This window comes from Rhodobacter capsulatus SB 1003, from assembly GCF_000021865.1.
In the GTDB taxonomy this organism is placed as follows: domain Bacteria; phylum Pseudomonadota; class Alphaproteobacteria; order Rhodobacterales; family Rhodobacteraceae; genus Rhodobacter; species Rhodobacter capsulatus_B.
Map to the genome: position 1 here is coordinate 3,116,003 of NC_014034.1, position 20,938 is coordinate 3,136,940.

Here is a 20,938-nt window from a genome sequence, read left to right on the forward strand (position 1 = left end):
GTCAGATCAAGCCTGTCCCGCGCAGCCTGCGCGGGCAATGGGGGGGCTGTCAATCGCCGGTAAACGCGCCCGATAGCCAATCGCGGGTTTCGGCGAGGATGTTTTCCTTGTCCTCGTCCGAGAGGCCGAGATAGGGCCGCGCCGGGATGTCTCCCCAAAGGTGCGGCCACTGCTCCTTCGTCCCGCCGAACTGCATCATCGCGGCATAGACGCGATCCGAGCCGATTTGGACATAATCCGCACCGGCCGCGGAGAAGATCTGGCTGTTGAGGCTGCCGGAGGTGCCAAAGAGCGGCCGACTGTCCGTCTTGCGGGCGAGCGTGACCGGTGAGTTCGGCGCCCAGGCCGTGCCATCCGGCGCCGTACCCGCCGGAAATCGCGCCTTGGTCGAGGCCACCAGCAGCTCGCCAAGATCGCTCATGAACGTGGTCATGTCGCCCAGCTGATCCTGCAGCCGGTCGATGCCCGCCAGGATCTCGCCGTCGCGGAATTCGATGGTGATCACGACAGCGCGCCGTCGGGCAGAGGATCGGCTTCGGGGGGCGGGTACTTCGCCAGCTCGCCTTCCAGCGTCCAGCCGATCGCCATCAGTTGCCACGCCATGGACTTGGGCACATGCATTGGATCGGGTGCGGGGTAGCTTTGCTGCCAAGCAAAATGCGCGGGCTCATCCGGATGGGCAGACAGGTCCGTCAAGATTGACCGGACGTAGGCCTCGTGGGCCGGATCGACGACCAACCCCTCGATTTTCCCCGTTGCGAAGTCGATGTCAAACTCGATCCGCCCCGCGCCGCGCGGGTGATCATGAACAGCGATGACGCGGGTTTTTGGCATCTGGACCTCACACCTTCCAATAGAAAAGCACGCCAAGCGCCATTTCAAGCATCTCGGGATCGACTTTCATTAAATCTCGCAGCATCCGGATCGATTTGATATCGGCCCCCAGAACCGGCTGCAGCGCCATCGTCAGCATTTCCAGCGCCGGGTTTGGTTTGGCGAAAGCATATTCGCGGCCTTGATAGGCGTTGTAATAATGGTCTTTTCGCGCCCACTCGCCCCTGCGGATCTGGACCAGCGGCTCGCCTTTGGTGCGTTGCCGGTGCAGATCCTGGAACAGCAGATCAAGGTCAGGACACACCGCCTGCAGGTGGTGAGGTAATCCTTCTCGGGTTGACCGCGCCCACGGCCTGAATACTTAGCCACCGTGGCTAAGTATTCCCCGAACCGGCGCAACGCCGCGTCATTGCGCTCGATCAGGCGCATCATCGTCTGCCGCCGGGCGATTCCCAGCCGGTCTGCCAGCAGCGCCGCCGACATGCGCGGCTCGTCTCCCGCAGAAACCACAAGCTCGGTCGCTTCAAACAGTCCGTCCATCGGTCGCCTCCATGGAAAAGACCGGCATGGCCGCCGACTGCCCGAAAGCGGATGGCCGGATGATGTTGGATTGATCGGTGCCGTTCATGGCACGCACTTCCTGCGCCCAGACCTCAACCTCGGCTTCCAGCTGATCCTCGACGCAGCGGCACAGCCCTCCGGCCTTGTCCGCCACTCCCATCGTCGCGCAGGCGATGGCATAGCCAAGGAACGAGGTGAGATCGGTCATCATCTGATTGAGGGCGCCAATGTCGCCCGCAGCCCGTGCCGCTTCAAATTCGCCGCAAAGATGGGCTTTGATCAGCGCTTCAAGGCCCATCACGCGGCCTCGCGGCGCAGGCGTTCGGTGTAAAGGCGCAGGAAGGTTTCTTCCCCCACCTCGTCGATCATCTTTTGCCGCAGCGCCCGCGCCTTGGTGCCGTTCCAACCGCCCGTGGCCGCGCTTTTGGCATTGGTCGCCGTCACCCCATGCGGGGCGCACCAGTCCTTCAGATTGGTCCCGATCACCCGCAGGTAGACTAGGAACACATCGTAGAAGATCGGCCCCGGCTGGATGGATTTCACTTTATCTGCCATATGCTTTTTCCCTGATCGGTCACACAAAGACCGTAATTCCCGTTCAATCGCAGATTTGACGGCTATTTACGGTCATGTCAACAGGTTTTATCGCTATGAACGCTGAGTACGGTCTTAGACTGTCGTCATGGAGAAAAGAGCAGAAGCTCTCGCAGCGGGCGCTTGGCTCTGTTCTTGGTGTAAGCCAAGGATATATAAGCGATATTGAGTCTGGCCGAAGCGAGCCGTCGCGCAACTTCCTGCAGGCTCTCACAGAGCGGTTCGGGGTCAGCGCCGACTGGATTCTCTATGGTGTCGGCCTGCCACAGACCGAGCGATCCGGCGGTTTCGAGGCTCGAAAGCCCGGAAAACGCATCGAACCTCCCGACCTCGGGCGGCCTCTTTCGGGTGATTTCCGATTCGCCGACGAAGATTTCTTCTTGATCGAGCGGATGGATCTCGACGTTTCTGCGGGCCATGGCATCGTACCCATACCTGGCGCCGAAACCGAGAGGATCGCCCTGCCGCGCTCGATGTTCCTGCGCAGTCGCCTGACGCCCGATTTCACGGTGCTGGTGCGGGTCAAGGGCGACAGCATGGCCCCGACCATTCCGGATGGAGCGCTGATCCTGCTCGACTGCAGTGTCAGGCGGGTTGACCGCGCCGGGATCTTTGCCTTTTCGCTGGACGGTCAGTCCTATGTGAAGCGCCTGGTGCCATCGGGGACGATGGCGGACGGCAGGCCGCAGATGTTGATGCTGGTGTCCGACAACCCGGCATTTCCGCCGGTAGCCTTGGCGGGACCAGAAATGGACCGGTTGCTGATCGCGGGGCGGGTTCGGGCGTCGATTGGCCAGTTCGATTGACGCGCGGGCCTGCGACGACGCCAACGGGTTGCAGATTATCGGTCAGGTTGTATGGTCGAGGCATTCTTGGGGATAGCGAGGTTCGTGATGAAAAGCCTGACTTCGTTCACCAGCTGCGCCGGGCGAAACCTTTCGGCCTTCGCCTTGGTCGCAGTTCTGGCTGGATGCACATCGCAAGCCGCCCTCGACGCTCGTTCTCCCGATCTGACATTTGATTTGCCTGACAACTATCAGGCCGTCTACGCGCGGACATTGACTTCGATACGCCGTTGCTGGCCAGTCGAGAACTTCGCGAGCTCGTCTGAGTTCATCCAAAGCGACCTATTCAATGAGCTTGGGTACGCGGAGATCAATCGGGGACGGGCCGATCTGATGAGCACCAGCGCTGTCGCGAAGATAAAGATTTCGCGGGCCGGGCGCGGGTCGCGCGTCGAAGTTACGGCCCCATTCCTGGAAGCGCATCCGGCCCAAAAGGACTGGCTCGTCTACTGGATGAAGGGTGGCCAGAAGTGCCGGAAGATCGGTGAAGGCGCACCGCCGCCGCTCTGATATAGGCAGGCTGACGATGCAAAATCACTTGCATGTTCGGCGCGCAGTCATGCACCAAGTGATCTTGATAAATCGCATTAAGATTAGATACTTAGCTTAACATGCAACGGTTTTACGAACTCGCGGCCCGATTTGCATGTTCCGATGCTGCGGCAAGCCTGCAATCCACCCTTCAAAGACCGTTTTAACACCTGTTTTTATTGGCGTTATCGGCGCTCTGCACCTGCGCCTCGGCGTATCCTCGATAGACGCCAGATCGCGCCAGAACGGCCGTTTTCCGCATCACTGCATGACATGGCGCCTGGGGCGCTTCGGCGGCGCTCGATGGCTGTAAGCCCTTTGTTTTATTGACCCATCCAAGGTCTTCCGCCTTCAGACGGCTTCTTCCGGCTTCCTGCAGATTGTCGTGTCAAACAACACAGAAAACGTGACTTCGGCCGAGCACCTGAACAAGCGCGAAGCAGATGTTGGGAATGTTGTTGGTATAAGCCCGCATTGCACGATGAACGGCAATGATATCAATGGCTTACTGAATGGGCTGGCGGACGGGATGAGCCCAAGGCGGTTTCGGAGCACTAATTTATTCATTATAAATCAGATACTTGCAAGACCTCTGAGGTGTGAGTGATAACTGGGTGGCGGATTTGTGTAACCTCTGTGCGGCGTCATTAAGGTAAGATCAGGCGATCTATATTTGGTTATCCAGCTTGACCACTCCGCAAGATATACGAATGCGCCCACACTTCACAGCGCAAGACGGGACAGCACGTTGTCGCAAGTGAGGCGGTATTGCCATTTATTGAATGCACGTGACGAACTCCGATGAGGGAGAGCACAACGGCAATGTTGCCGCTTGCAGAAATGAACCGCAACAAGTTGGCTACGACGAAGTGCGTGCCCAAGCTAGGAGATCTAGTTCGAACCGAAAACGAGCGAGTAGAACCGCTAAAGGACTAAGGCGGCATCAATCCGGAACAACCTCCACTACTGGCATCAGGCAGACAAGTCGCTCTACGGTATGTCATAACATCGAATTTATTTTCGAAACTAGCGAGATTGCGCATCAAAGAAGGTTACGATCATTTTCATGGCAACGTCACATGCATTGAGCGCTGCGACATCTTGCCAATTATCTGTTTTTCCCATGCCCCAGTCGCATATCCCCTTTATCATCACCCACTCTTTACCATTAAATTGACCAGACGCCGAAACTGCATTGCCCTCCATTTCCCCACCTATTGCGCCAGGAAACTCTGTCCTCAAATTTTCAACAAATTCCTTGCTGTCGACCAACTTCTGCCCAGAGATAATTTGACCGAAGTATATTTTAAAATCAGCCTCAGCAAAATTTGGCCTAACCAGACGCGCGGCCTGAAGTAGGCCAGTTCCCGCAGGAAGCTTTTCGCCTCTATTAATTGTTTTCTCTGTCCCAATGCGGGCTGTCTCATAGTCCTGGATCTCCGTTGAGACAAGTACATCTCCGCATTTTTGATAAGGCTCGCCGTTCTTCTCCGGCAAGAGCCCAAAGCAGATCCCAACGCTTATTAGATGTGTAGCCCCAAGTTCCTTAAGTGCTGCAGGAAGGATCAAACCAGCGCTGTTAACTCCCAGTGATCCTGCACTAGTTCTCAGATGATATACGTGCTGACTTGTTCCTCGTGTGTACTCCGTTGCGAACCCATTGCCCACTCGCACAGGTCGACTGGAAGTAAATCCACTTTCTTTTAATTTTTGGATTAGAGCATCATCCTCACTGTCGGTTGCCGTTGTAACTGCAATTACGTCGTTATTTTGGTGACTCACCTGACTACTCCATGTTGAGTTAAAGATCGGGTCCAATTGAGAAATTCTCGCAGCGCACTGAATTAATCGCTCGATTCCAAATCTATAGAATTCTTCAGGGTTTCCAAATTTTTTCACATAATCAATATCAAGATACTGAATAAAAACCCTATCAATGTGCAATCGAATTGAACTCATGTCGCTGCTGTCGTTAACCTTATTTCGAGCAGAGATCGCCAAGGCATCAAGAAAAATCTGAAGATGATAGGAGAAATGCCTGTGGGGCAAACTCCCATAATGTTCGATAATATCATCAATTGACCACAAAGAAACCTGCCGCAATGCGCCTAGCGCTTGGAGCGCACGTTTCAAAAGGGGAAAGTCAAATGCAGGAAAATTTTCAACGACATCCCGGTACGAGAATTGAGGTATGCCTGTGCAAGTGGCAAGCGAACGGCGATCAGCGTAGTTCTTCATATATAAAGCAGAAATTGCCCGAGTCGCCGCCTCAATTTGCCTGGCGCTCATCTCGCCACCAGCTATGTTGGAGACCAGGAGATCTCTAGTGATTGCAAGGTCTTCTCTTTTGAAAACTTTGGACTGAATGACATTCAATCCGGATTCGAACACCGCCCTATCTGACGGACTTAGACGAACAAGATCAAAATCGAATTTGCTCTGATCGTAAGCTAAAATTAGCCTGGATAGATCGCCAGTCATACTGAATGGGTTTCTGGTACCCAGCTGTAAATCCACTAGCCCTCCTTGGTCTGAAAAGTAAAATGGGTACCTCTCAGGCACATGGGAATATCTTGCTCGGCGGTCCTCAATAAATTCCGAAAGCGTTGCATTCGAACTGGTTGCATCTATTACGCCTCGCTGCATAAGCTTTATTACCTGCGAGAATAATTTTGGTCGAGAATTGCAATACTCAGCCACCTGAGAAATATTAGCCGAGAACCCATGAGCAAGAGATACCACCAAAATTCTGATGATGGCAATGTCGTCATCCTCAGGTCGATCGCAATTCGCCGCCCGTCCAGCTTCACGGTTTAGAAAATCAAGAAATACCGGCTTCGAAATAATTGTCACGCAAGCCTCGCGAGAAGCCAAGATCTATATTTTTCCGTATCATCATCAAAATTTCGCAAGCCATCAAAACAAAATTCCGACCACTCCGGGCCATTTATCTCCAGCCGCCTCTTCGAATTTGGCCTAAAATCAAGAATATTTACTAATATCAAGCAGACTCACCATAACAAATGCGTCCGTCTCAGCGGAGTAAAATGCAAACCTATTTGAAAGCAAGTCAGCAACTTGATAGAAGTAAATCTTTTCTTCAGGCATTAATTTCCCATGCTCCAATCTGTGACGGCGCCCATTAAGCAGAACCGGCAATACCGCACGCGCGGTGCTCGAAGTTGCCCCGCTTCCATCAACTTCGAACAAATCCAGATCATATTCATCCAGGAACTTTCTCAATAGCGCAGTCCGCTTGGAAATTATTGGATTGAAGTGTGTATGAGCGCCAACCGAGAACGAAAAGAATAATTCATTCCATTTTAGCATCGGCGCCGTGACTACCGGGACTGATCCCTCCGGTATTTCACTTTGATAGCTATAACTGGCCTCTGCGAACAACGCAGAAGCGGAAGCCCAATCAACAATTGCATCGACCTTGGATGCGAGACTTCTGGGAATAATTAAAATTCGATAAGGATGCTCCGGCTTTGCCCTCCGGCCCAGATAATTAAAATTTCGCTCACGAATCCATGGATGACTCTGCCGGTGCAGATTTCTTAGAAAATATTTACCAACTCCAGTTCGTATAAAGCGCGAATGTCCGCGATTGGATAGGATTTCCTCTGCTATTCTAGCCTGCAGCGTTTTAACAATTGTCTCGTAATTCTCATATGGAAGTGCGTTATAGTTTTCGGCAAACGATATAATTTCAGCTCCGGTAAGCGGGATGCCGCGAGCGTCGATGATTTTTTCTGCCAAGTTGAGATATTGGCTTCCTGCTGACATAGTCGCTGATATCTCCTCGCAGGCACTCAAGCGTTTTGATGCGTCACCGAAGCTGACGCAACTCAGTCATCATCTTATTACATCATTAAGCTCCGGCAACAGCTTTGAAGGACCAATAGCTGCGTCAAGTGTCAACGCCGGGCACTGGCTGCATCTGAGGGAGTGCTTACGTTGACTGACAGTTGCAGGCAGACAGGCGCGTCTCTTTCGACGTTTGCGCAACGGCAACGCTGCTTCATCACCCCAAACCTCATCCGCTCAACCTGGAGGGTAGCTTTAGGCATCTCCACAAACCGCCCCAGGAGCGGGCTTGAACCTACTCCCAGGGCGTCTGGATTGCGATTTCGGGGCTGCCTCCCCTCCCTCAGCCTCACCCCCTCCTGTCAGCCCCTCCCTGGCCCTTAGCGATGCGCTTCAGAAGCTCATGGTTCTCCAGGGCCAGGGCCATGTTCCCGGCAAAGACGATGCTGCAGAACAGCCCTCCAAGGGCCATCATCAGCCCCGTCTCTCGGGCCTTGGGCGTGTCCCCTGCGATGAAGAAGCCAAGCCCCACGATCAGGGCCACGGCCAGGAACAAGCCGCACCAGGCGAAGAAGACGATGCGGTAAAGGGTGATGAGTTTGCGAAGCATGATGCTCTCCTGTGTCGTGATGTTTGGGGGGGATGCTCAGGCCGCAGCCGAGATGACGCGGTAGACCGAACGCTCAGAGATGCCGAGCTTGCGGGCGATCTCCCGCTTCGGCGTCCCTGCCGCCAGCAAGGCCAGAGCTTCGGCCTGCTTGAACTGAGCCGTGGGCTTGCGGCCCTTGTACTTCCCATCGGCCTTGGCCTTGGCGATGCCTTCCCGTTGCCGCTCCAGCATCATCTCCCGCTCGAACTGAGCCACGGCCCCAAGCACATTCAGCATCAGCTTGCCGGTGGCATTGGCCGTATCCAGCCCCAGGTCGAGCACCCTCAGCCCCACCTTCTTGCGCTCCAGGGCCTCCACGATCTCGCCCAGGTGACGCACGGAGCGGGCCAGACGGTCGAGCTTGGTCACCACCAGAGTGTCGCCTTCCCGAACGAACTCCAGCGCCGCAGAGAGGGCGTCTCGCTGCCCCACCGAACTCACCTGCTCCTCAAACAGCTTCTCGCACCCGAGGGCCTGCAGGGCCTTCCTCTGGGCCACAAAGCCCGCGATCTGGTCCAGGGTCGAGGTGCGGGCATAACCGATCAGCATGTGATCCTCCTTTGCTGCCAATAGGGTCAAAGAGGTGGGGGAGAGGCGTCTGCCAAAACTCCGAACCCACTTCCATGACGGGGCTATTCCGCCACAGATGACCCTGCCTCTGGGGCAAGCTTCAGTGGCAGAGGGGATTGGCTGGGGCCTGAACCTGGGATGGCCCTGGGAGACTCGGAGAGGGCCGTAGAATGGCCTTCCTGGGCTTTCCCGCGGGTGAGACTCGGGACGGCAAGAGGCGACTCCACGGCCCTCCCAGGGACTCTGGCGAGGCGCTGGGCTTTGGGACTTTTTCAACCCGTCAGAGGGGGGTGGGGGGTTTGGGACGTGACTTCAAAAAGAGGGGTTATATTATTACTATTATTGTTCTTCTTGACGCTGAGCCCCCACCTCTGACCGAAAGGGGTGACCTTGGGGAACACTTACGTTTCCAAGTAATTAGCTGCTCTTACGTTTCCAAGTAATGCCCTGGTCGTCCTGAGAGAACCTTAGCTTCCAAGGTATACCAAGTATCTGATGATAGGGGTATATTACCTTAGATACCTACCCTGGATCATCCAAGGCTACCCCCAAGTTCTCCCAAGAATCGACCTTGGAGGGCCAAGGGGCAGCCGAGGGGAGGACTTATTTGCATCTGACCTCAGGTAAGCAACCAAAGCGGTTCCCGTAAGCTTCCACCAGACAGGTGAGAGCCACGTCCCGATGCTGTTTGGCGACGATCAAGCTGTCAAAGACGGGCAAGGCAGCGACACCGTGATCATGCCCAAGACGGGTCAGGCACTCCATGAAGCACTCGGATTCCTCATATTGCAGCCGAGCCCAATCCATCGAGCCCTTCTTTAGCTTGTTCAGGATCGGATGCTTGGCGATCAGGGCGTCAAGAACCTTTCCGAGCTTGTAGACGGTGCTTATTTTCCGGCCTGTGGGCTTCATGTAGTCCTCGCTTAGCTTCTTCGGGAAGCGGGTCAGGCGCGATCCTTTCCCCGTCATCGCCGCAAAGAGCCCCTTCACCACCTCCCGCTCGACACCAGGCAGGAAATAGGGATCGTCGTCGGTGTCCAATTCCAGATCGTGCAGGGCGTAGAGGATGAAGAGATGACTTGACCCAACGTCAAGCTCGACTGTGGGCTCACCCCGGCAGGTGATCAGGGCGCGGTCTTCTTTCGGCCTCTGCTGCCAATCATCCTCGGAACAGCAATAGAGCCTTCCGCCCATGTTGAAGTCGAAGTTGTGGAAGTTGCCTCTGCTGAACAGCCGATAGACCCGAGGTGTTTCCGCCAGGTCGAAGCCTCCTTGGCCCAGGATTGCGTTGATCTCCTTGACCCTTTGGACCTCAGCCTCATACTTTGGCCCGGCAAAGCGCATATTGGCCGAGGTAACGCCTGTGCCATGCCGATTGGCAACTTCAGAGCGCACCGTGACCGGAGACAGGCGTCCCGTTTCCTTCTGGAAGTGATCCTTGAGCGTGTCCGGGGTGATGCCGAAGCCCTCGGCCAAGCTCAGCAACTCCGCTGTTGCCCGAAAGCGTCTGGCCCTGCCAAAGCCCGTCCCCGTGTCTTCCCCCTCCCAAGTCTCCCTGACCCGAAAGAAGCGGGTGACCTCCATCAGCCCCATCTCTGCCCAGAACTGCAGCAATTGCTCGAAGCATCGCACCGAGACAAAGGTTTGCCCCAGGGCCTCCTTGTCGTAGGAGCGATAGAAGAATCCTTCGGCCTCCTGAAACCGGGCATGGTGGATCAAATCGGCGGCGAAAGCAGACACGGCCCCTGTAAAGCTCCTCTGAGCCTCTGCCTGCCTTTTGCGATTCCTGGGCTTCACCTTGGCTTCATGGTCAAGCGTGATGGCCGTCAGATGCGCCACCAGAGCCCTTGCCGCATCGGTCTTCGGGACAAAGACGAATTCCGCCATGCGGGCCGCTTCAAGGTGATCCCGGGAATGCCCCAGCGCCGTGACGCGGAGAGTGTCAGTGTTCATGTCGTTCATGTTGAGTGACCACGAAAGGCGAGGCGAGCTGACCCCGCCTCAGCGTTGCGTTATGACCTTTAGACGAGATTCAAAGGAGATTCAGGCAGCAGAGGCTTGCTCAGCGGGGCCTTCTCCCGGCAACGGCAGCACCGTCTTCAGCATGTAGCGCTGCATCAACTCCAGGCTGTGGCCCTTGCCGTAAGTCTCCCCGACACCCTTCCCGGCCCATCCACCGATCCGGTCGATCAGATCGGGCGGGGCTTCCACGTTGCGAAGGCGATCCCGCATCGTGTGCCGGAAGCTGTGGAGCGTCTGGCCTGTTCGCGCCAACTTGTTTTCCTTGAGCCACTTGTTCAGGGCAGCGGAAGCCGCCCCGGAATGAAACTCATCTTTCGGAACATCCTTGGCGATGCTTGGGAAGAGGAACTTTCCTTCGGTAGTCATGGCGCGCTGGGCAGCCCAGAGAGCGGCACCAACGAGGGGAACCGACCTCGCAGAGCTTCCCGTCTTCAGGTTGCGAACATCGGTCACGCGAAGCCTGACATGGGGGACCGGATCGTGCAGCCGAACGTCCTCTTTCATGATCTGCTGCAATTCTGCCAAGCGGGTCATGGTGTCTGAGAGCATCGCAATCAGCCACCGCCGTTCGTCGTCCTTTTCGCGGCAAGCAGCCTGAATCGCCATCAACTCTTCGATTGTGAAGGTGTCTCGGGGTTTGCGTGGCCCCTCGTCACGGTTGGGAATCGCCAGCTTCTCGAAGGGATTGACCTTGCTCATCTCGAATTCAAGCAGACCTGTCTGGATCACAGGGCGCACCTGAGCCAAGTAGCGTCTCACCGTTTCAGCGCTGAGCCCCCTTTTGATCAACTTCTGCACGAATTCATTGGCATGGTCGCGGCTGAGATGGTCGAGGGGAATGTCTCCGGTGATCTCAAGAAGATGGCCCCAAGCCCGCTCGAACTGGTCCACGGCCACTTTTGCCTTTGGCCCCTTGCCCAGATCGAAATGCTTCTCCCTGGCATCGCTGAGGAGCTTCGGCACAGATGGGCTGTAGAGGTAATCCAAAGAAAGCTGCTCGGTCGGAGACAAGAGTGCAATAGCCTCTTCTTCCCTGCCCGGGCCAACAAGGTTGTCGATGTAGGCCTCAATGGCGGGGTGACCACGATGTCTGAGGGCATCGCCTGGCTTCAGGTGGCGGGCTTCAAGCATTGCCAAGGCAGCATGAGGGTCGGCCCCGGCCTTGCTCCCCTCCCGATGCGCCTTCCAGAGGGCATCCAGGCGACGGGTTTGGGCATCAGCCAGGCGACACGCTTCGGCCTTGTCGGCGGTCTTCAGGCTGAACATCAACTGCTCACGTGCCCGCTTGCCCGGCACCTTGTAGAGCGATCTCACATCCTCAGGGATGCGGCGGCGGTAATAGTAGGTATTTCCTTTGAGTAGGAGGTGCATGCACATGACCCTTAAGGCACCTGCGGCGAACATCACTATCATGGTTTGTGTAACCTCGTGTGTTACCTCAGGCAACTCACGAGAGCCACTTAAGTCTCTGATATTAAAGGATAATACAGAGATTTGGTGGCGGACGGGATGGGCTCAATACCATGTCCGCAAAGCATTGATTTTTATATGTAATATAAAAGCCGCGCAATGCTTCCCTAGCAAATTCCCTAGCGCGCCGAAATCCGAACATTCGAGGGCGGCGTGTTGCCGCATCCGCCACACTATCCGCTAGGGACGAGACGGCAATCCCTATCGTGCCTTCCGGCAGATCGAAGCACCCGCCCTATCTGCCCGATCCTGATCGCGGCCCTTGCGGCCTTCCCCTGCCCGATCACCGAGCCCGCCGCGGATCCGGGCGCGACAAGCGCCCCGCCCTCGGGCATCCTGCGCCGGACGCAGCGACGGCAGGGAGGCGGGGGCATGTGCGGGCGGATTGTCGATCCGAACCTTCGGAACACCGAGGTGGACATGTCGCAGATCAGGATCGACCCGTTCGGGGGCCGGTTCAACGTCAAGCCGACCGAGACGGTGGTGATCCTGGCGAAGACGCCTCTGATCGCGATGGAGGCGCGCTGGGGCCTTATCCCGTCATGGTTCGATGGCGGCAGCAGCCCGAAGGCGTGGAAAGCCGCGACGTTCAACGCCCGCATCGAGGATGCGCGCGAAAAGCCCGCCTTTCGGCAGGTGTGGCGGCACGGCCGCTGCCTTGTGCCGGTAGGCGGTTTTTACGAGTGGAGCGGTCCCAAGGGCGCTCGCCAACCGCATTTCTTCCGGCCCGGGGGCAACGAGGCGAACCTGTATCTGGCCGGGCTGGCGAGCCGGTGGCGCGATCTGCTGACCTGCACGATCATGACGCGGGCGGCGACGGGGGCGATGGGCGGGCTGCATGACCGGATGCCGGTCGTCCTGAACGCGGACGAGCGCGAGGCCTGGCTGGGCAGCACCGACGATGTGTCGGCCCTCGGGGCCGGGGCGATGCTGGCGCATCATCCGGTTGCGCCGTTCGGGCTGCAAGACGATGGCCCGGAGTTGATCGAGGCGCTTGAGGGGTGATCAAGCGGGCGGTGCAGATCTTGCCAATCCGCGCCGTTTGCCCCACCGGCGGGCTCGGATCCTCCTTCAAAGCAGCGTTTTTTTCGGTCAGCGACACCGGAAACGACAAATTAACAATGCCGAGATCATCATTGGCTGCGACGCTTTTACTGTTGGATTATTTCCAACTTCGAGCGACATTGAGAAGATGATAGTGATCCGCCGAAGCAACGGCAACGTGGCGCATGGAACCCGAAGAAATGATCAATCCGGCGGTCCTGAAGTGGGCGCGCGAGACCGCGGGGCTATCCATTGAGGAGGCCGCGAGCAAGATTGGTTTGACGTCTGGCCCTCGCGGTTCTGCCGCAGAAAAACTTGCGGCTATCGAAGTGGGAGCTCGCGTGCCTTCTGAAGCGCAGCTTCTTAAGATGGCCGTCGCCTATCATCGCCCCCTTGTTGCACTATACATGGCAGAGCCGCCTCGGCCAGCAGAGCGCGTTGAAGACTTTAGAACGATTGGCGCACCAGTTGCCACCCGCGAGGCAGTTCATCTTGACGCGCTGGTTCGGGATGTGCGGATGCGGCAAAGTATCCTGCGCGAAATGATGGAGGATGATGAGGATTCCGAAGCTATCGAATTCGTGGGAACCTTGACGGTTGCAACCCCGATCACCCAAGCAGCGAGCCGGATCAAGGCGGCTCTCGGGATAGAGGACGACCGCAGTCTTCGTCGGGGAATGCACGAGCCACAAGATCTCTTTAACGAGTTGCGCCGCAGGACCGAAGCGCTTCGCATTTTCGTCATTCTTCTGGGCGACCTCGGCAGCCATCACACGGCAATATCTCCGAATGTGTTTCGAGGTTTCGCCGTTGCTGACAACCTTGCTCCGATGATAGTCATCAACGACCAAGATGCGAAGGCCGCTTGGTCTTTCACCCTCGTTCACGAATTGACGCACATTTTCGTCGGCAATAGCGGCGTAAGCGGTCTTCCGGTCACTACAGAGCCACGCACACCGAACGCCCGCATCGAGCGCTTTTGCAATGACGTTGCCGGGGAGGTATTGCTTCCTTCCCAGGCGTTGGCGCATGTGCCGAAATTGGCTAGCGTTGAGGCAACAATGCGGGAGGCCGAAGCGCTCTGCCGGGACTGGCATGTGAGCAAGGCCATGGCGGCCTATCGGCTTTGGCGCGAGCGAAAAACAGATAGCGACACCTATGGTGAAGTTGTCCGCATCTTTGGTGCGCAATGGCAAGGCCAGCGGGAGCGCGAAAAGGAAAAGAGCCGGGATATTGATGGCGGGCCGAATTATTATATCGTGCGGCGGCATCGGTTGGGGGATGCCTTGTTGCGATTTGTGGGGCGCGGGCTTCGAGCCGATGCAGTAACTCACACCACCGCAGCAAAAGTCTTCGGAGTTCGTCCCGGAGCCGTTGAGCCCTTACTTGCGAGCATTGCGGGGCTCGGCAATGGCGCTCCAAGGAGGAAGGCGGCGCAGTGATTTACCTCCTTGATGCCAATACATTGATCAGGGCTAACGCCGACTATTATCCGATTGAGCGAATTCCGCAGTTTTGGGATTGGCTGATAGGATGCGGCCAAACAGGTTTGGTGAAAATACCAAACGAGATCGCAGACGAGGTGACCGCAGGTCGGGATGACGTTGCGGATTGGCTGAAGGAGGCAGAGGCTAAAAATGCACTTCGGCTCAGCGAGAGAGTAGATATCACAGCCCTCCGGCATGTCGTTGCCACAGGTTACGCGCCAGACCTCGACTCGACGGAGATGCAGAAGATCGGCAAAGACCCCTTCCTCATTGCTTATGCACTCGGAAAGCCCGACCGCAGGGTAGTTACCAAAGAACAGTCAAAGCCCTCCAAAATCCGTTCCAATCGGAAGGTGCCCGATGTGTGCGATGCTTGCGGAGTAACTTGGTTGAACGATTTCGGCTTCTATCGAGAGGCGGATTTCAGGATCTGCTGACCTTTTGTCAAGTATTCGTTTAGGCTTATGGTCAACTGAATTCCCTAATCAGACTTTGGAAGCATTTCGCCGTCCTTATCTAACCCTTGGGAAATGATCGACAGGGCCTTGTCGCGCATCTGGATTGCGGCGCCCCGGCTGATCGTGCCCCGGGCCTTGATCGCCGCATCGAAGGGCTTTTTCGTCACCTTGCAGCGCAGCCAAAGGGCCAGGATCTTGGCGCTGCCTTCGTGGTCCTTGAGATAAATGCGGGGCCAATCGAGCGCGGCTTCATGGCGGCTGATCTGTTCGGGCGACGGCATGACGCGCAGGCGCCGGGGATCGGGGTCTTCGTCACCGGCCACCTCGGGCAGGCCCCAGCCCTCGGCCAGATGCTCGTCAAGGCTCGCGATGAAGGGCAGCGCCACCGTCTTGATGCCGCCCGGCCCGGTCCTGCCTGCCGACCATTGCGCCCACCGCAGCGCCTCAAGCATCGCCTCGCCCACCGCCTTCGGGGTCCATTGCTCGGCCGGGGCATAGCGCGCCGCCAGCACGGCGTTTTCCCGTTCGCGGAACCGCTCGGAATACTCGGCCAGCAGGGAGGCCATCTGGGGATTGCGCACGGTTACTCGGGCGTTCATAGGCGGCTGCCTCCTGCTTGTGGGGATGCGACAAGATAGCACTGGCCCACGGGCAGGGAAAGCCCGCAGCGCCCACGCGCTGGCGCGTGGCGCGCATCTTGGGGCTTCCGCTACCTCACAGCCGCCAGCGCAAAGTGCGCATCAGCGGGCCGGAAATCGGCCCCTCCGTCGATCCGCCCGCTGCGAGAGTGCTTGCCAGCGCTCTGACACGCTCAGAGGTAGCTTTTGACGGTTGCCTCGATCTGCTCCGCGAATTTGTAGATGTCGGACAAATCTTCGATCTGAACCTTCGTTTCCGACTTGTCGGGCTGCGGCGCAAAGATGCCCACCGACTTGCTGCTCTTGGCGTTGAAATAGAGGCGGCAGATCGGCTTGCGGTTGTTGTCGTCCACGAAGATGCTGCAATAGGACAGCGCGTCACGCATCGTGATCCGGTTCACATTCGCAACTCTCGAAGCGATGGCCCGAACGATCATGAAGGCCTGCATTTCGTCATCAGTCGTCACGGGCTCACTGCCCACAGGGGCATCGGCTGGCTTCTTGTCGGGGCTGTCGATCTGCGGGGCGTCTTTTCCGAAGGTGATGTTCAGCCGCTCCTGAATGCGGTTGCGCACGATGTCATCCAGTGCGGCCTGAATGGCCGGGCGCAGCAATTCAATCGCCCCTTTGGTGAGGCTGCCCTCGTAGATGTGCTTGCCGAAGAAGCGCACGAAATCATCGTCCGGGTTCGCAAGCTGGCGCGAAATCTCGGCCGAGGCGGCTTTGACGTATTTAAGGTTCGACGCCGCCTCAAGGATTGCCTCGATGTCGAAGCCTTCCTTCTGGAACCGGGCGAGTTCGGCCACCTGCCTGTCATCGTAGTTCTGCAGATCGAAGACGAAGAAGGGCTTTTTGTCCATCTTGTTCGTCTCGTCAATGTCCGAGAAGAACCAGACCTCGCGGCCATTGGTCAGGATCGCAAGCCGCGCCTCAACCGTCGAGAAATAGCGGAACAACTGACTGTATTGCGCCGACCCCAAGGCCATTGAGATGGGTTTCGCTTCCACGAGGATGGCGGGCTTGCCCGCGATCTTGAGGGCAAAGTCGATCTTTTCGCCCTTCTTGATGCCGACATCGGCAATGAACTCGGGCACCACCTCTTCGAGATTGAAGGGGTCAAACCCCAGCGCCTTGATCAGCGGCAGGATCACCGAAGTCTTCGTCGCTTCCTCGGTCAGCGCGTGCTGGCTGGCGTGCCGCGACCGAGCCCCGAGGTCATCCACGCGCTGTTTGAAATCCATTTCGCCGTTCCTCCATAAACCCAATGGTTGCACGGTGGGACACTTCTTGACGATTCTCAAGGTCTTGAATGTGACCTGCCGCCAGACCACAGCGCCAGTTTGACAGATCAATGACGCGCCTTCAGTCTGGAAGCTGGGCAAGATCTGCGGCGATGGCCCCTTGCGCACGGCGCAGCGCATCTTCGATGGCCCGCCGCTCACGCATGTCGCGGGTGACGCGGGCAGGCAAGCCGCCGATCTGATCCGCGATCACGCCGCAGAGGAAATCGGTCGCGGTTTCCGCCTCGGCATAGGGGATCACGTCACGGCGGGCGACGGCAAGAGCAAGTTCGCTGGCCTCGGCCCGGGCGTCCCGGGCGCGGGCCATCGCCGCCGAGGCGCTGGCGGTGCGGTTATTGTCGCGCAGGTGGGCGAGATAGGATTGAACCGCCGAAATCATCGGCAGCTTGTCGCCGTCGAGCGGCGGAAGCGTGCCTGCCGCGATCAGGTTTTCGATCTCCCCCGGTTCGGCGCAGGTCAGGCGGCGCAGGCCGCTCAAGGTGATCGTTGCAGTCGGGCGGGCAGTCGTCATGCTTTCACCTCTTTCGGCCCAAGGCCGCGCGCGGCCCGGGCGTTTCGCTTGGCAAGGGCCGCGGCCAGCTGGTCCAACTCCACAGCCAGCCGGGCAATCCGGCGGGCCTCGTCAGGCTGATCAGGGGCCTGTGCGTGGGAGAGAGCGACGAGGCGGGCCAGCGCTTGTCGATCACGTCAACGAGATCTGCGCGGCGCGGGCTGCGTCACGGCGCAGGCGGCGAAGATACAATGGCGTGCCGCGAAGGCCCGGCGGTGGCCCCCGGCGGGTCGGGCGCAGGGCCGCGTCAATTGCAGCATCACCTCCAGCGATCCGGCCCTTGTAATAGGTAATGGCCTCGTTGACGGCATCCGAGAAGACAATGCGCCCATCGGCGCCCGCGGCCTGACGGATCACAGAGGCGGGCGCGCGCAACTCGCGCGCCGCCACCTCGAAAGGCAACTCCTGCGCCATGAGGCGGGCGACGGCGCGGGGAAGATCAGTCATCGCCGCCCCCAAGGTCGCGAAGGTCGCCCGTCGAGAGTGCCGCCAAGGCTCGGACCTTGGCCGCTTCAATGGCACGGCAAGCTGCGCTGATTTCCGTGGACAACACCTTGCGGGTCGCGGGCGTGAGCCCCTTGTCAACGGGGGCTTTGCGCAGGCGCGAAACCGCGGTGCGCGCGATGCGCTCGATGACGGCCTCAGCCTCGGCCAGGTCGATAAGTTCGGCCCGGCGGCGCTCGGTCGAAGCGGCGATCAGAGCCGCCTTCGCCTCATGAGACCGGCTGGCCGCGGTGCTGGCGGGGGTCTTTCTGGCCTCGGCTTTCAGAAATCTGACGTATCCCTGCACCGCCGAAGTCGCGGTCGTGTGGCCCCGGGCAACCTTGGCGACGTATCCCATCTTCGCCAGTTGTCGAAGCCGCTCAGGCCCGATGCCCAGGAGGCGTGCCGCCGCCTCCATCGGCAGGGCGTCCGGGGGCAGATCGGCGGGCGTGGTCATAGTCAGCCCCGCGTCAGATCGGCCATCGCCCCACCGGCCAGCCCAGCGGCGCCGATGGACGCATTCGCATCCTTGACGGCTTTCGCCCACATGCTGTCGATACGCTCGCCCTTCGACATGCCGCCGCCGTTGTCAAACGAGGGGCCGAACGAACCCGCCTCGCGCTGACGCTGCTCGAAAGTTGGATATTTCCGCGCTTCCGCTTTGGGCGCAGCCAGCAGCGCGGAAACCGCCTGCGCGAGCGTGAGGTCAGTTTCAAGCGCAAGAGCCGAGGCGGTCGCGAAACGGTCGGCGGCTTCGGGATGGCCGAGGATCGAAGCGACCCGGCGCCGTTCGTTCACCGCCGCCTGGGTGCCGAATGTGCCGATGGCCTCGGGGATCGCCAGCGCCTCGGCGGTGGCGGAAGCGTCAGGCGGCAGGGTGGCCAGAACCGCCCGTGCGCCCGTGGCATCGAGAGGTGTCGAGATGGCCAAACGTGCCGCTTGCATGGCCTTGCCCGCGTCGGCACCGGTCTTGATCACGCCCGCAATGCGCTGGCGCTCGGCTTGCGCCTCGGCGGCGATGGCGGCAGCGGCCTTGGCCTGCTCGGCGGCCTTGGCCTCTGCGGTCAGTTCGGCCTCGATCCGGGCAGCTTCCGCTTCGCGCTCGGCAGGCGAAAGCCCGGTTGCGAACGCACGGCGGGCGGCAACGGATTTGATTTCAGCGGGTGTCATCGTTTACTCTCCTTGGATTTTCGCGCGGCGAAGACGGCTTCGATTGCCTCGGTCCGCGCGCTGGCGATGGCGCGGAAGGCCTTCGCCCTTTCGACCGAGCGAAACTTTGGCCACGCGGCCACGAACCGGCCAAGCAATTCGGAATTGGAAATTGTCAGCCACACCGTCGCCGAGAGTTTCAGCGCCTCGCGCGGATGGCCGAACCCGACGAACTGCCGAGCTGCTTCTCGCAGATCAGGCATCTATATTTTCCACTTCCATTCCGGCGGGTCGGATTTGCTCGGCGGCGCGGCTCATGAGGAACGCCAGGCCGGGACGCGGCTGCGCTTGCCGATCTTGAAGTTCAGCGCGCGCTGCCCGAGGGTCTTTTACGGCGGAGATGTGTGTCTTTTCGGTCACTTACTGTCCTTCCGGTGTTGCAGAAATACAACCAAAATGCGTTTTTCACGGGTCGGAAAACGACGAAAAGCCGGGCCGTCGAAGCGCCGCTCCTGGGAGGGGGCCGGGTAAGGTCCCTAGACCGGGGGGGCCCCGCAGCGTCCCGGAGCGGCCCACCCACAACCCTCTCGCTCTGGCCGCTGGGGTAGTGGGACTGCACGCGGGATGCGCGCCCATGGCCTTGCTGCGCGGTCCGGCGAAGGGGATGGCCCGGGCGCAGGGGCACCCGGGCCGCGCCGTGGCATCTTGCCGAAGGATGCCCGACGACTTCGATGCGCGAACGGGCCAGCCGGAAATCGGAAGCCTGCCCATCCGTGCATCGCATCTTCACGGGATCAGCGCGGCGTCAGCGGCCAGCGCGACAAGCGGCGACAGGTCAGACCGGCGGGCGATGCTGACGCCCTGCGCTTCGAGCCGCCGGATCGCGCTTTCCTCGGCCAGTTCGGCGCGCAGGATCTCGGCATCCAGTTCGGCCAGCCGGGCAACCCGGTCGGCGTCGGTCATGCCCGGCCGGGCGCTTTCGAGGTCTTCGAGTTGTCCGACGATCAGATCGCGGATCGCGGCACGGTTCGTCGCGACGAACAGGCCGAACAAGGTCTGAACGGCGACGTCCGCACGCCCGCTTTCGGACAGCTTCAAGCCCGACATGCCGCGCCGATCTCTCAACTGGTGAAGCGAAAGCGCATCGACCGCCTCGGTGGCGATGGCGTCGAGGTGGGCGTCGAGATCGGTCATCACGTCGGCCAGCACCCGCGGCGCTGCTTCGATCTGGGCGCGATCAGCGCGCAGGCTGGCGATCTGGTCGCGATGCGCGTCAATGGCGGTCAGCAAGGCGTTGATGCCATTGGGCACGGCGGGGGCACTCGCTTTGGATTTCGGGGTTTTCAGCATTTCAGCGCACTTCCCCGGCAAGCGTGATCGGCACGGTGGCGCCATGGTCGAGGGCGAAGCGAAGGGCCGAACGCAGCAGCCGGTCGGCTTGCGCCGCGGCATCCGAGGCGGTTTCGGCTTCCGCGACTGCGGCCTCACGGGCGGCCATCAGTTGATCGATTTCGGCATTGATCTGCGAAATCTCGCCTTCCGCGCGAAAATCGCCCGCAATGTCGATGCGCTCCGAAATGAGACGCACGCGCACGCGCCGCTCCTCAATTTTCTCACGCAGCGCGTGCATCTGATCCGATGCGAACCGGGCCGTGGAGCGATGCCGGTCGCGGATCTTGGCCAGGGCTGCCAGTCGCTCGGCCGGGCGGATTTCGATGCCATCGACGGTCAACGCCGCGGTCGGGTGGGCGGGCTTCGGCGTCGGCGGGGGCGGCAACGGTGCGGTGCGGCGGGGCTGGCCGCCGTTCACGAATGCGCCGAGGTCGCGAAAGCGGTCTCGATAGTCGGACATGTTATGGCCTTTCGGTTTCTTGTCCCAACCATGCCACTGTCGCCACCGTCCGAGGATACCCCCCCTGAAATGCGACGCCCGCCGGATCGG

The 20,938-nt window shown here is 59.2% G+C and carries 26 protein-coding genes; 5 read left to right on the plus strand and 21 right to left on the minus strand.

Features of this window, described 5'->3' with window-relative positions; all coding sequences use genetic code 11:
* Positions 1 to 49 precede the first annotated feature (49 nt).
* From RCAP_RS14450 to RCAP_RS14470, 6 genes are read right to left on the minus strand one after another with little or no spacing between them, the layout of a single operon-like run.
* Positions 50 to 505: a phage virion morphogenesis protein gene (locus RCAP_RS14450; protein ID WP_013068622.1), complete on the minus strand. Its 456-nt coding sequence runs from the start codon at positions 503 to 505 to the stop codon at positions 50 to 52.
* Positions 502 to 834: a hypothetical protein gene (locus RCAP_RS14455; protein ID WP_023911836.1), complete on the minus strand. Its 333-nt coding sequence runs from the start codon at positions 832 to 834 to the stop codon at positions 502 to 504. Before RCAP_RS14455 ends, RCAP_RS14450 begins: the two co-directional genes overlap by 4 nt.
* A gap of 7 nt (positions 835 to 841) precedes the next feature.
* Positions 842 to 973, minus strand: coding sequence for a hypothetical protein (locus tag RCAP_RS20080; protein ID WP_258533808.1), 132 nt, complete (start codon positions 971 to 973; stop codon positions 842 to 844).
* A complete protein-coding gene (locus tag RCAP_RS19685) occupies positions 967 to 1,374 on the minus strand; it encodes a hypothetical protein (RefSeq protein WP_013068625.1) in 408 nt (135 codons plus the stop codon). The genes RCAP_RS20080 and RCAP_RS19685 overlap by 7 nt, the downstream gene beginning before the upstream one ends.
* Entirely contained in the window at positions 1,358 to 1,693 is a 336-nt protein-coding gene (locus tag RCAP_RS14465; RefSeq protein ID WP_013068626.1) for a hypothetical protein, read from the minus strand. The genes RCAP_RS19685 and RCAP_RS14465 overlap by 17 nt, the downstream gene beginning before the upstream one ends.
* Complete coding sequence (locus RCAP_RS14470; protein WP_013068627.1) at positions 1,693 to 1,950, minus strand: hypothetical protein; 258 nt, start codon at positions 1,948 to 1,950, stop codon at positions 1,693 to 1,695. Before RCAP_RS14470 ends, RCAP_RS14465 begins: the two co-directional genes overlap by 1 nt.
* A gap of 95 nt (positions 1,951 to 2,045) precedes the next feature.
* On the opposite strand from RCAP_RS14470, the gene RCAP_RS18665 reads away from it, so the two are divergent.
* Positions 2,046 to 2,795, plus strand: a complete 750-nt coding sequence (locus RCAP_RS18665) for an XRE family transcriptional regulator (protein ID WP_013068628.1) — start codon at positions 2,046 to 2,048, stop codon at positions 2,793 to 2,795.
* Positions 2,796 to 2,882: 87 nt separating this feature from the next.
* Positions 2,883 to 3,344 (plus strand): hypothetical protein, encoded by a 462-nt coding sequence (locus RCAP_RS14480; RefSeq protein WP_131618322.1) that lies wholly within the window; start codon positions 2,883 to 2,885, stop codon positions 3,342 to 3,344.
* A gap of 1,047 nt (positions 3,345 to 4,391) precedes the next feature.
* On the opposite strand, the gene RCAP_RS19385 is transcribed toward RCAP_RS14480, so the two are convergent.
* The 6 genes from RCAP_RS19385 to RCAP_RS18670 all read right to left on the minus strand — a co-directional run bounded on the left by RCAP_RS19385 (position 4,392) and on the right by RCAP_RS18670 (position 11,829).
* The gene (locus tag RCAP_RS19385; protein WP_013068629.1) at positions 4,392 to 6,218 is read right to left on the minus strand and encodes a 5'-methylthioadenosine/S-adenosylhomocysteine nucleosidase family protein; all 1,827 of its coding nucleotides are present in this window, start codon (positions 6,216 to 6,218) and stop codon (positions 4,392 to 4,394) included.
* Between the two features lie 129 nt (positions 6,219 to 6,347).
* Entirely contained in the window at positions 6,348 to 7,154 is an 807-nt protein-coding gene (locus RCAP_RS19390) for a hypothetical protein (protein WP_148214856.1), read from the minus strand.
* A gap of 370 nt (positions 7,155 to 7,524) precedes the next feature.
* Positions 7,525 to 7,785 (minus strand): hypothetical protein, encoded by a 261-nt coding sequence (locus tag RCAP_RS14485; RefSeq protein ID WP_013068631.1) that lies wholly within the window; start codon positions 7,783 to 7,785, stop codon positions 7,525 to 7,527.
* Between the two features lie 36 nt (positions 7,786 to 7,821).
* Positions 7,822 to 8,373 (minus strand): recombinase family protein, encoded by a 552-nt coding sequence (locus RCAP_RS14490; RefSeq protein ID WP_013068632.1) that lies wholly within the window; start codon positions 8,371 to 8,373, stop codon positions 7,822 to 7,824.
* 624 nt (positions 8,374 to 8,997) lie between these two features.
* Entirely contained in the window at positions 8,998 to 10,356 is a 1,359-nt protein-coding gene (locus RCAP_RS14495; protein ID WP_013068633.1) for a hypothetical protein, read from the minus strand.
* 81 nt (positions 10,357 to 10,437) lie between these two features.
* Positions 10,438 to 11,829 (minus strand): DUF6538 domain-containing protein, encoded by a 1,392-nt coding sequence (locus tag RCAP_RS18670; RefSeq protein ID WP_013068634.1) that lies wholly within the window; start codon positions 11,827 to 11,829, stop codon positions 10,438 to 10,440.
* Between the two features lie 429 nt (positions 11,830 to 12,258).
* Between RCAP_RS18670 and RCAP_RS14505 the strand changes: the two genes are divergently transcribed.
* The 3 genes from RCAP_RS14505 to RCAP_RS19030 all read left to right on the plus strand — a co-directional run bounded on the left by RCAP_RS14505 (position 12,259) and on the right by RCAP_RS19030 (position 14,854).
* Positions 12,259 to 12,891 (plus strand): SOS response-associated peptidase, encoded by a 633-nt coding sequence (locus tag RCAP_RS14505; protein WP_013068635.1) that lies wholly within the window; start codon positions 12,259 to 12,261, stop codon positions 12,889 to 12,891.
* Between the two features lie 224 nt (positions 12,892 to 13,115).
* Positions 13,116 to 14,372 (plus strand): helix-turn-helix domain-containing protein, encoded by a 1,257-nt coding sequence (locus RCAP_RS14510; RefSeq protein ID WP_013068636.1) that lies wholly within the window; start codon positions 13,116 to 13,118, stop codon positions 14,370 to 14,372.
* Entirely contained in the window at positions 14,369 to 14,854 is a 486-nt protein-coding gene (locus RCAP_RS19030) for a DUF4411 family protein (protein WP_013068637.1), read from the plus strand. Before RCAP_RS14510 ends, RCAP_RS19030 begins: the two co-directional genes overlap by 4 nt.
* 44 nt (positions 14,855 to 14,898) lie before the next feature.
* On the opposite strand, the gene RCAP_RS18675 is transcribed toward RCAP_RS19030, so the two are convergent.
* The 9 genes from RCAP_RS18675 to RCAP_RS14555 form a co-directional block, all read right to left on the minus strand.
* Positions 14,899 to 15,441: a hypothetical protein gene (locus RCAP_RS18675; RefSeq protein WP_023911840.1), complete on the minus strand. Its 543-nt coding sequence runs from the start codon at positions 15,439 to 15,441 to the stop codon at positions 14,899 to 14,901.
* A gap of 245 nt (positions 15,442 to 15,686) precedes the next feature.
* Entirely contained in the window at positions 15,687 to 16,934 is a 1,248-nt protein-coding gene (locus RCAP_RS14520) for a type I restriction endonuclease (protein ID WP_238530204.1), read from the minus strand.
* Positions 16,876 to 17,325 carry a hypothetical protein gene (locus RCAP_RS14525; protein WP_013068640.1) on the minus strand — a complete coding sequence of 150 codons (450 nt, stop codon included), beginning with the start codon at positions 17,323 to 17,325 and terminating at the stop codon, positions 16,876 to 16,878. Before RCAP_RS14525 ends, RCAP_RS14520 begins: the two co-directional genes overlap by 59 nt.
* A 171-nt stretch (positions 17,326 to 17,496) precedes the next feature.
* Positions 17,497 to 17,811, minus strand: coding sequence for a hypothetical protein (locus tag RCAP_RS14530; RefSeq protein WP_013068641.1), 315 nt, complete (start codon positions 17,809 to 17,811; stop codon positions 17,497 to 17,499).
* Positions 17,804 to 18,304, minus strand: a complete 501-nt coding sequence (locus RCAP_RS14535) for a hypothetical protein (RefSeq protein WP_013068642.1) — start codon at positions 18,302 to 18,304, stop codon at positions 17,804 to 17,806. Before RCAP_RS14535 ends, RCAP_RS14530 begins: the two co-directional genes overlap by 8 nt.
* Positions 18,305 to 18,306: 2 nt before the next feature.
* Complete coding sequence (locus tag RCAP_RS14540; protein WP_013068643.1) at positions 18,307 to 19,017, minus strand: hypothetical protein; 711 nt, start codon at positions 19,015 to 19,017, stop codon at positions 18,307 to 18,309.
* Positions 19,014 to 19,259: a hypothetical protein gene (locus RCAP_RS14545; RefSeq protein WP_013068644.1), complete on the minus strand. Its 246-nt coding sequence runs from the start codon at positions 19,257 to 19,259 to the stop codon at positions 19,014 to 19,016. The genes RCAP_RS14540 and RCAP_RS14545 overlap by 4 nt, the downstream gene beginning before the upstream one ends.
* Positions 19,260 to 19,782: 523 nt before the next feature.
* Positions 19,783 to 20,346: a hypothetical protein gene (locus RCAP_RS14550; protein ID WP_013068645.1), complete on the minus strand. Its 564-nt coding sequence runs from the start codon at positions 20,344 to 20,346 to the stop codon at positions 19,783 to 19,785.
* Position 20,347: 1 nt separating this feature from the next.
* Positions 20,348 to 20,848 (minus strand): hypothetical protein, encoded by a 501-nt coding sequence (locus tag RCAP_RS14555; RefSeq protein ID WP_013068646.1) that lies wholly within the window; start codon positions 20,846 to 20,848, stop codon positions 20,348 to 20,350.
* Between the last annotated feature and the right edge of the window lie 90 nt (positions 20,849 to 20,938).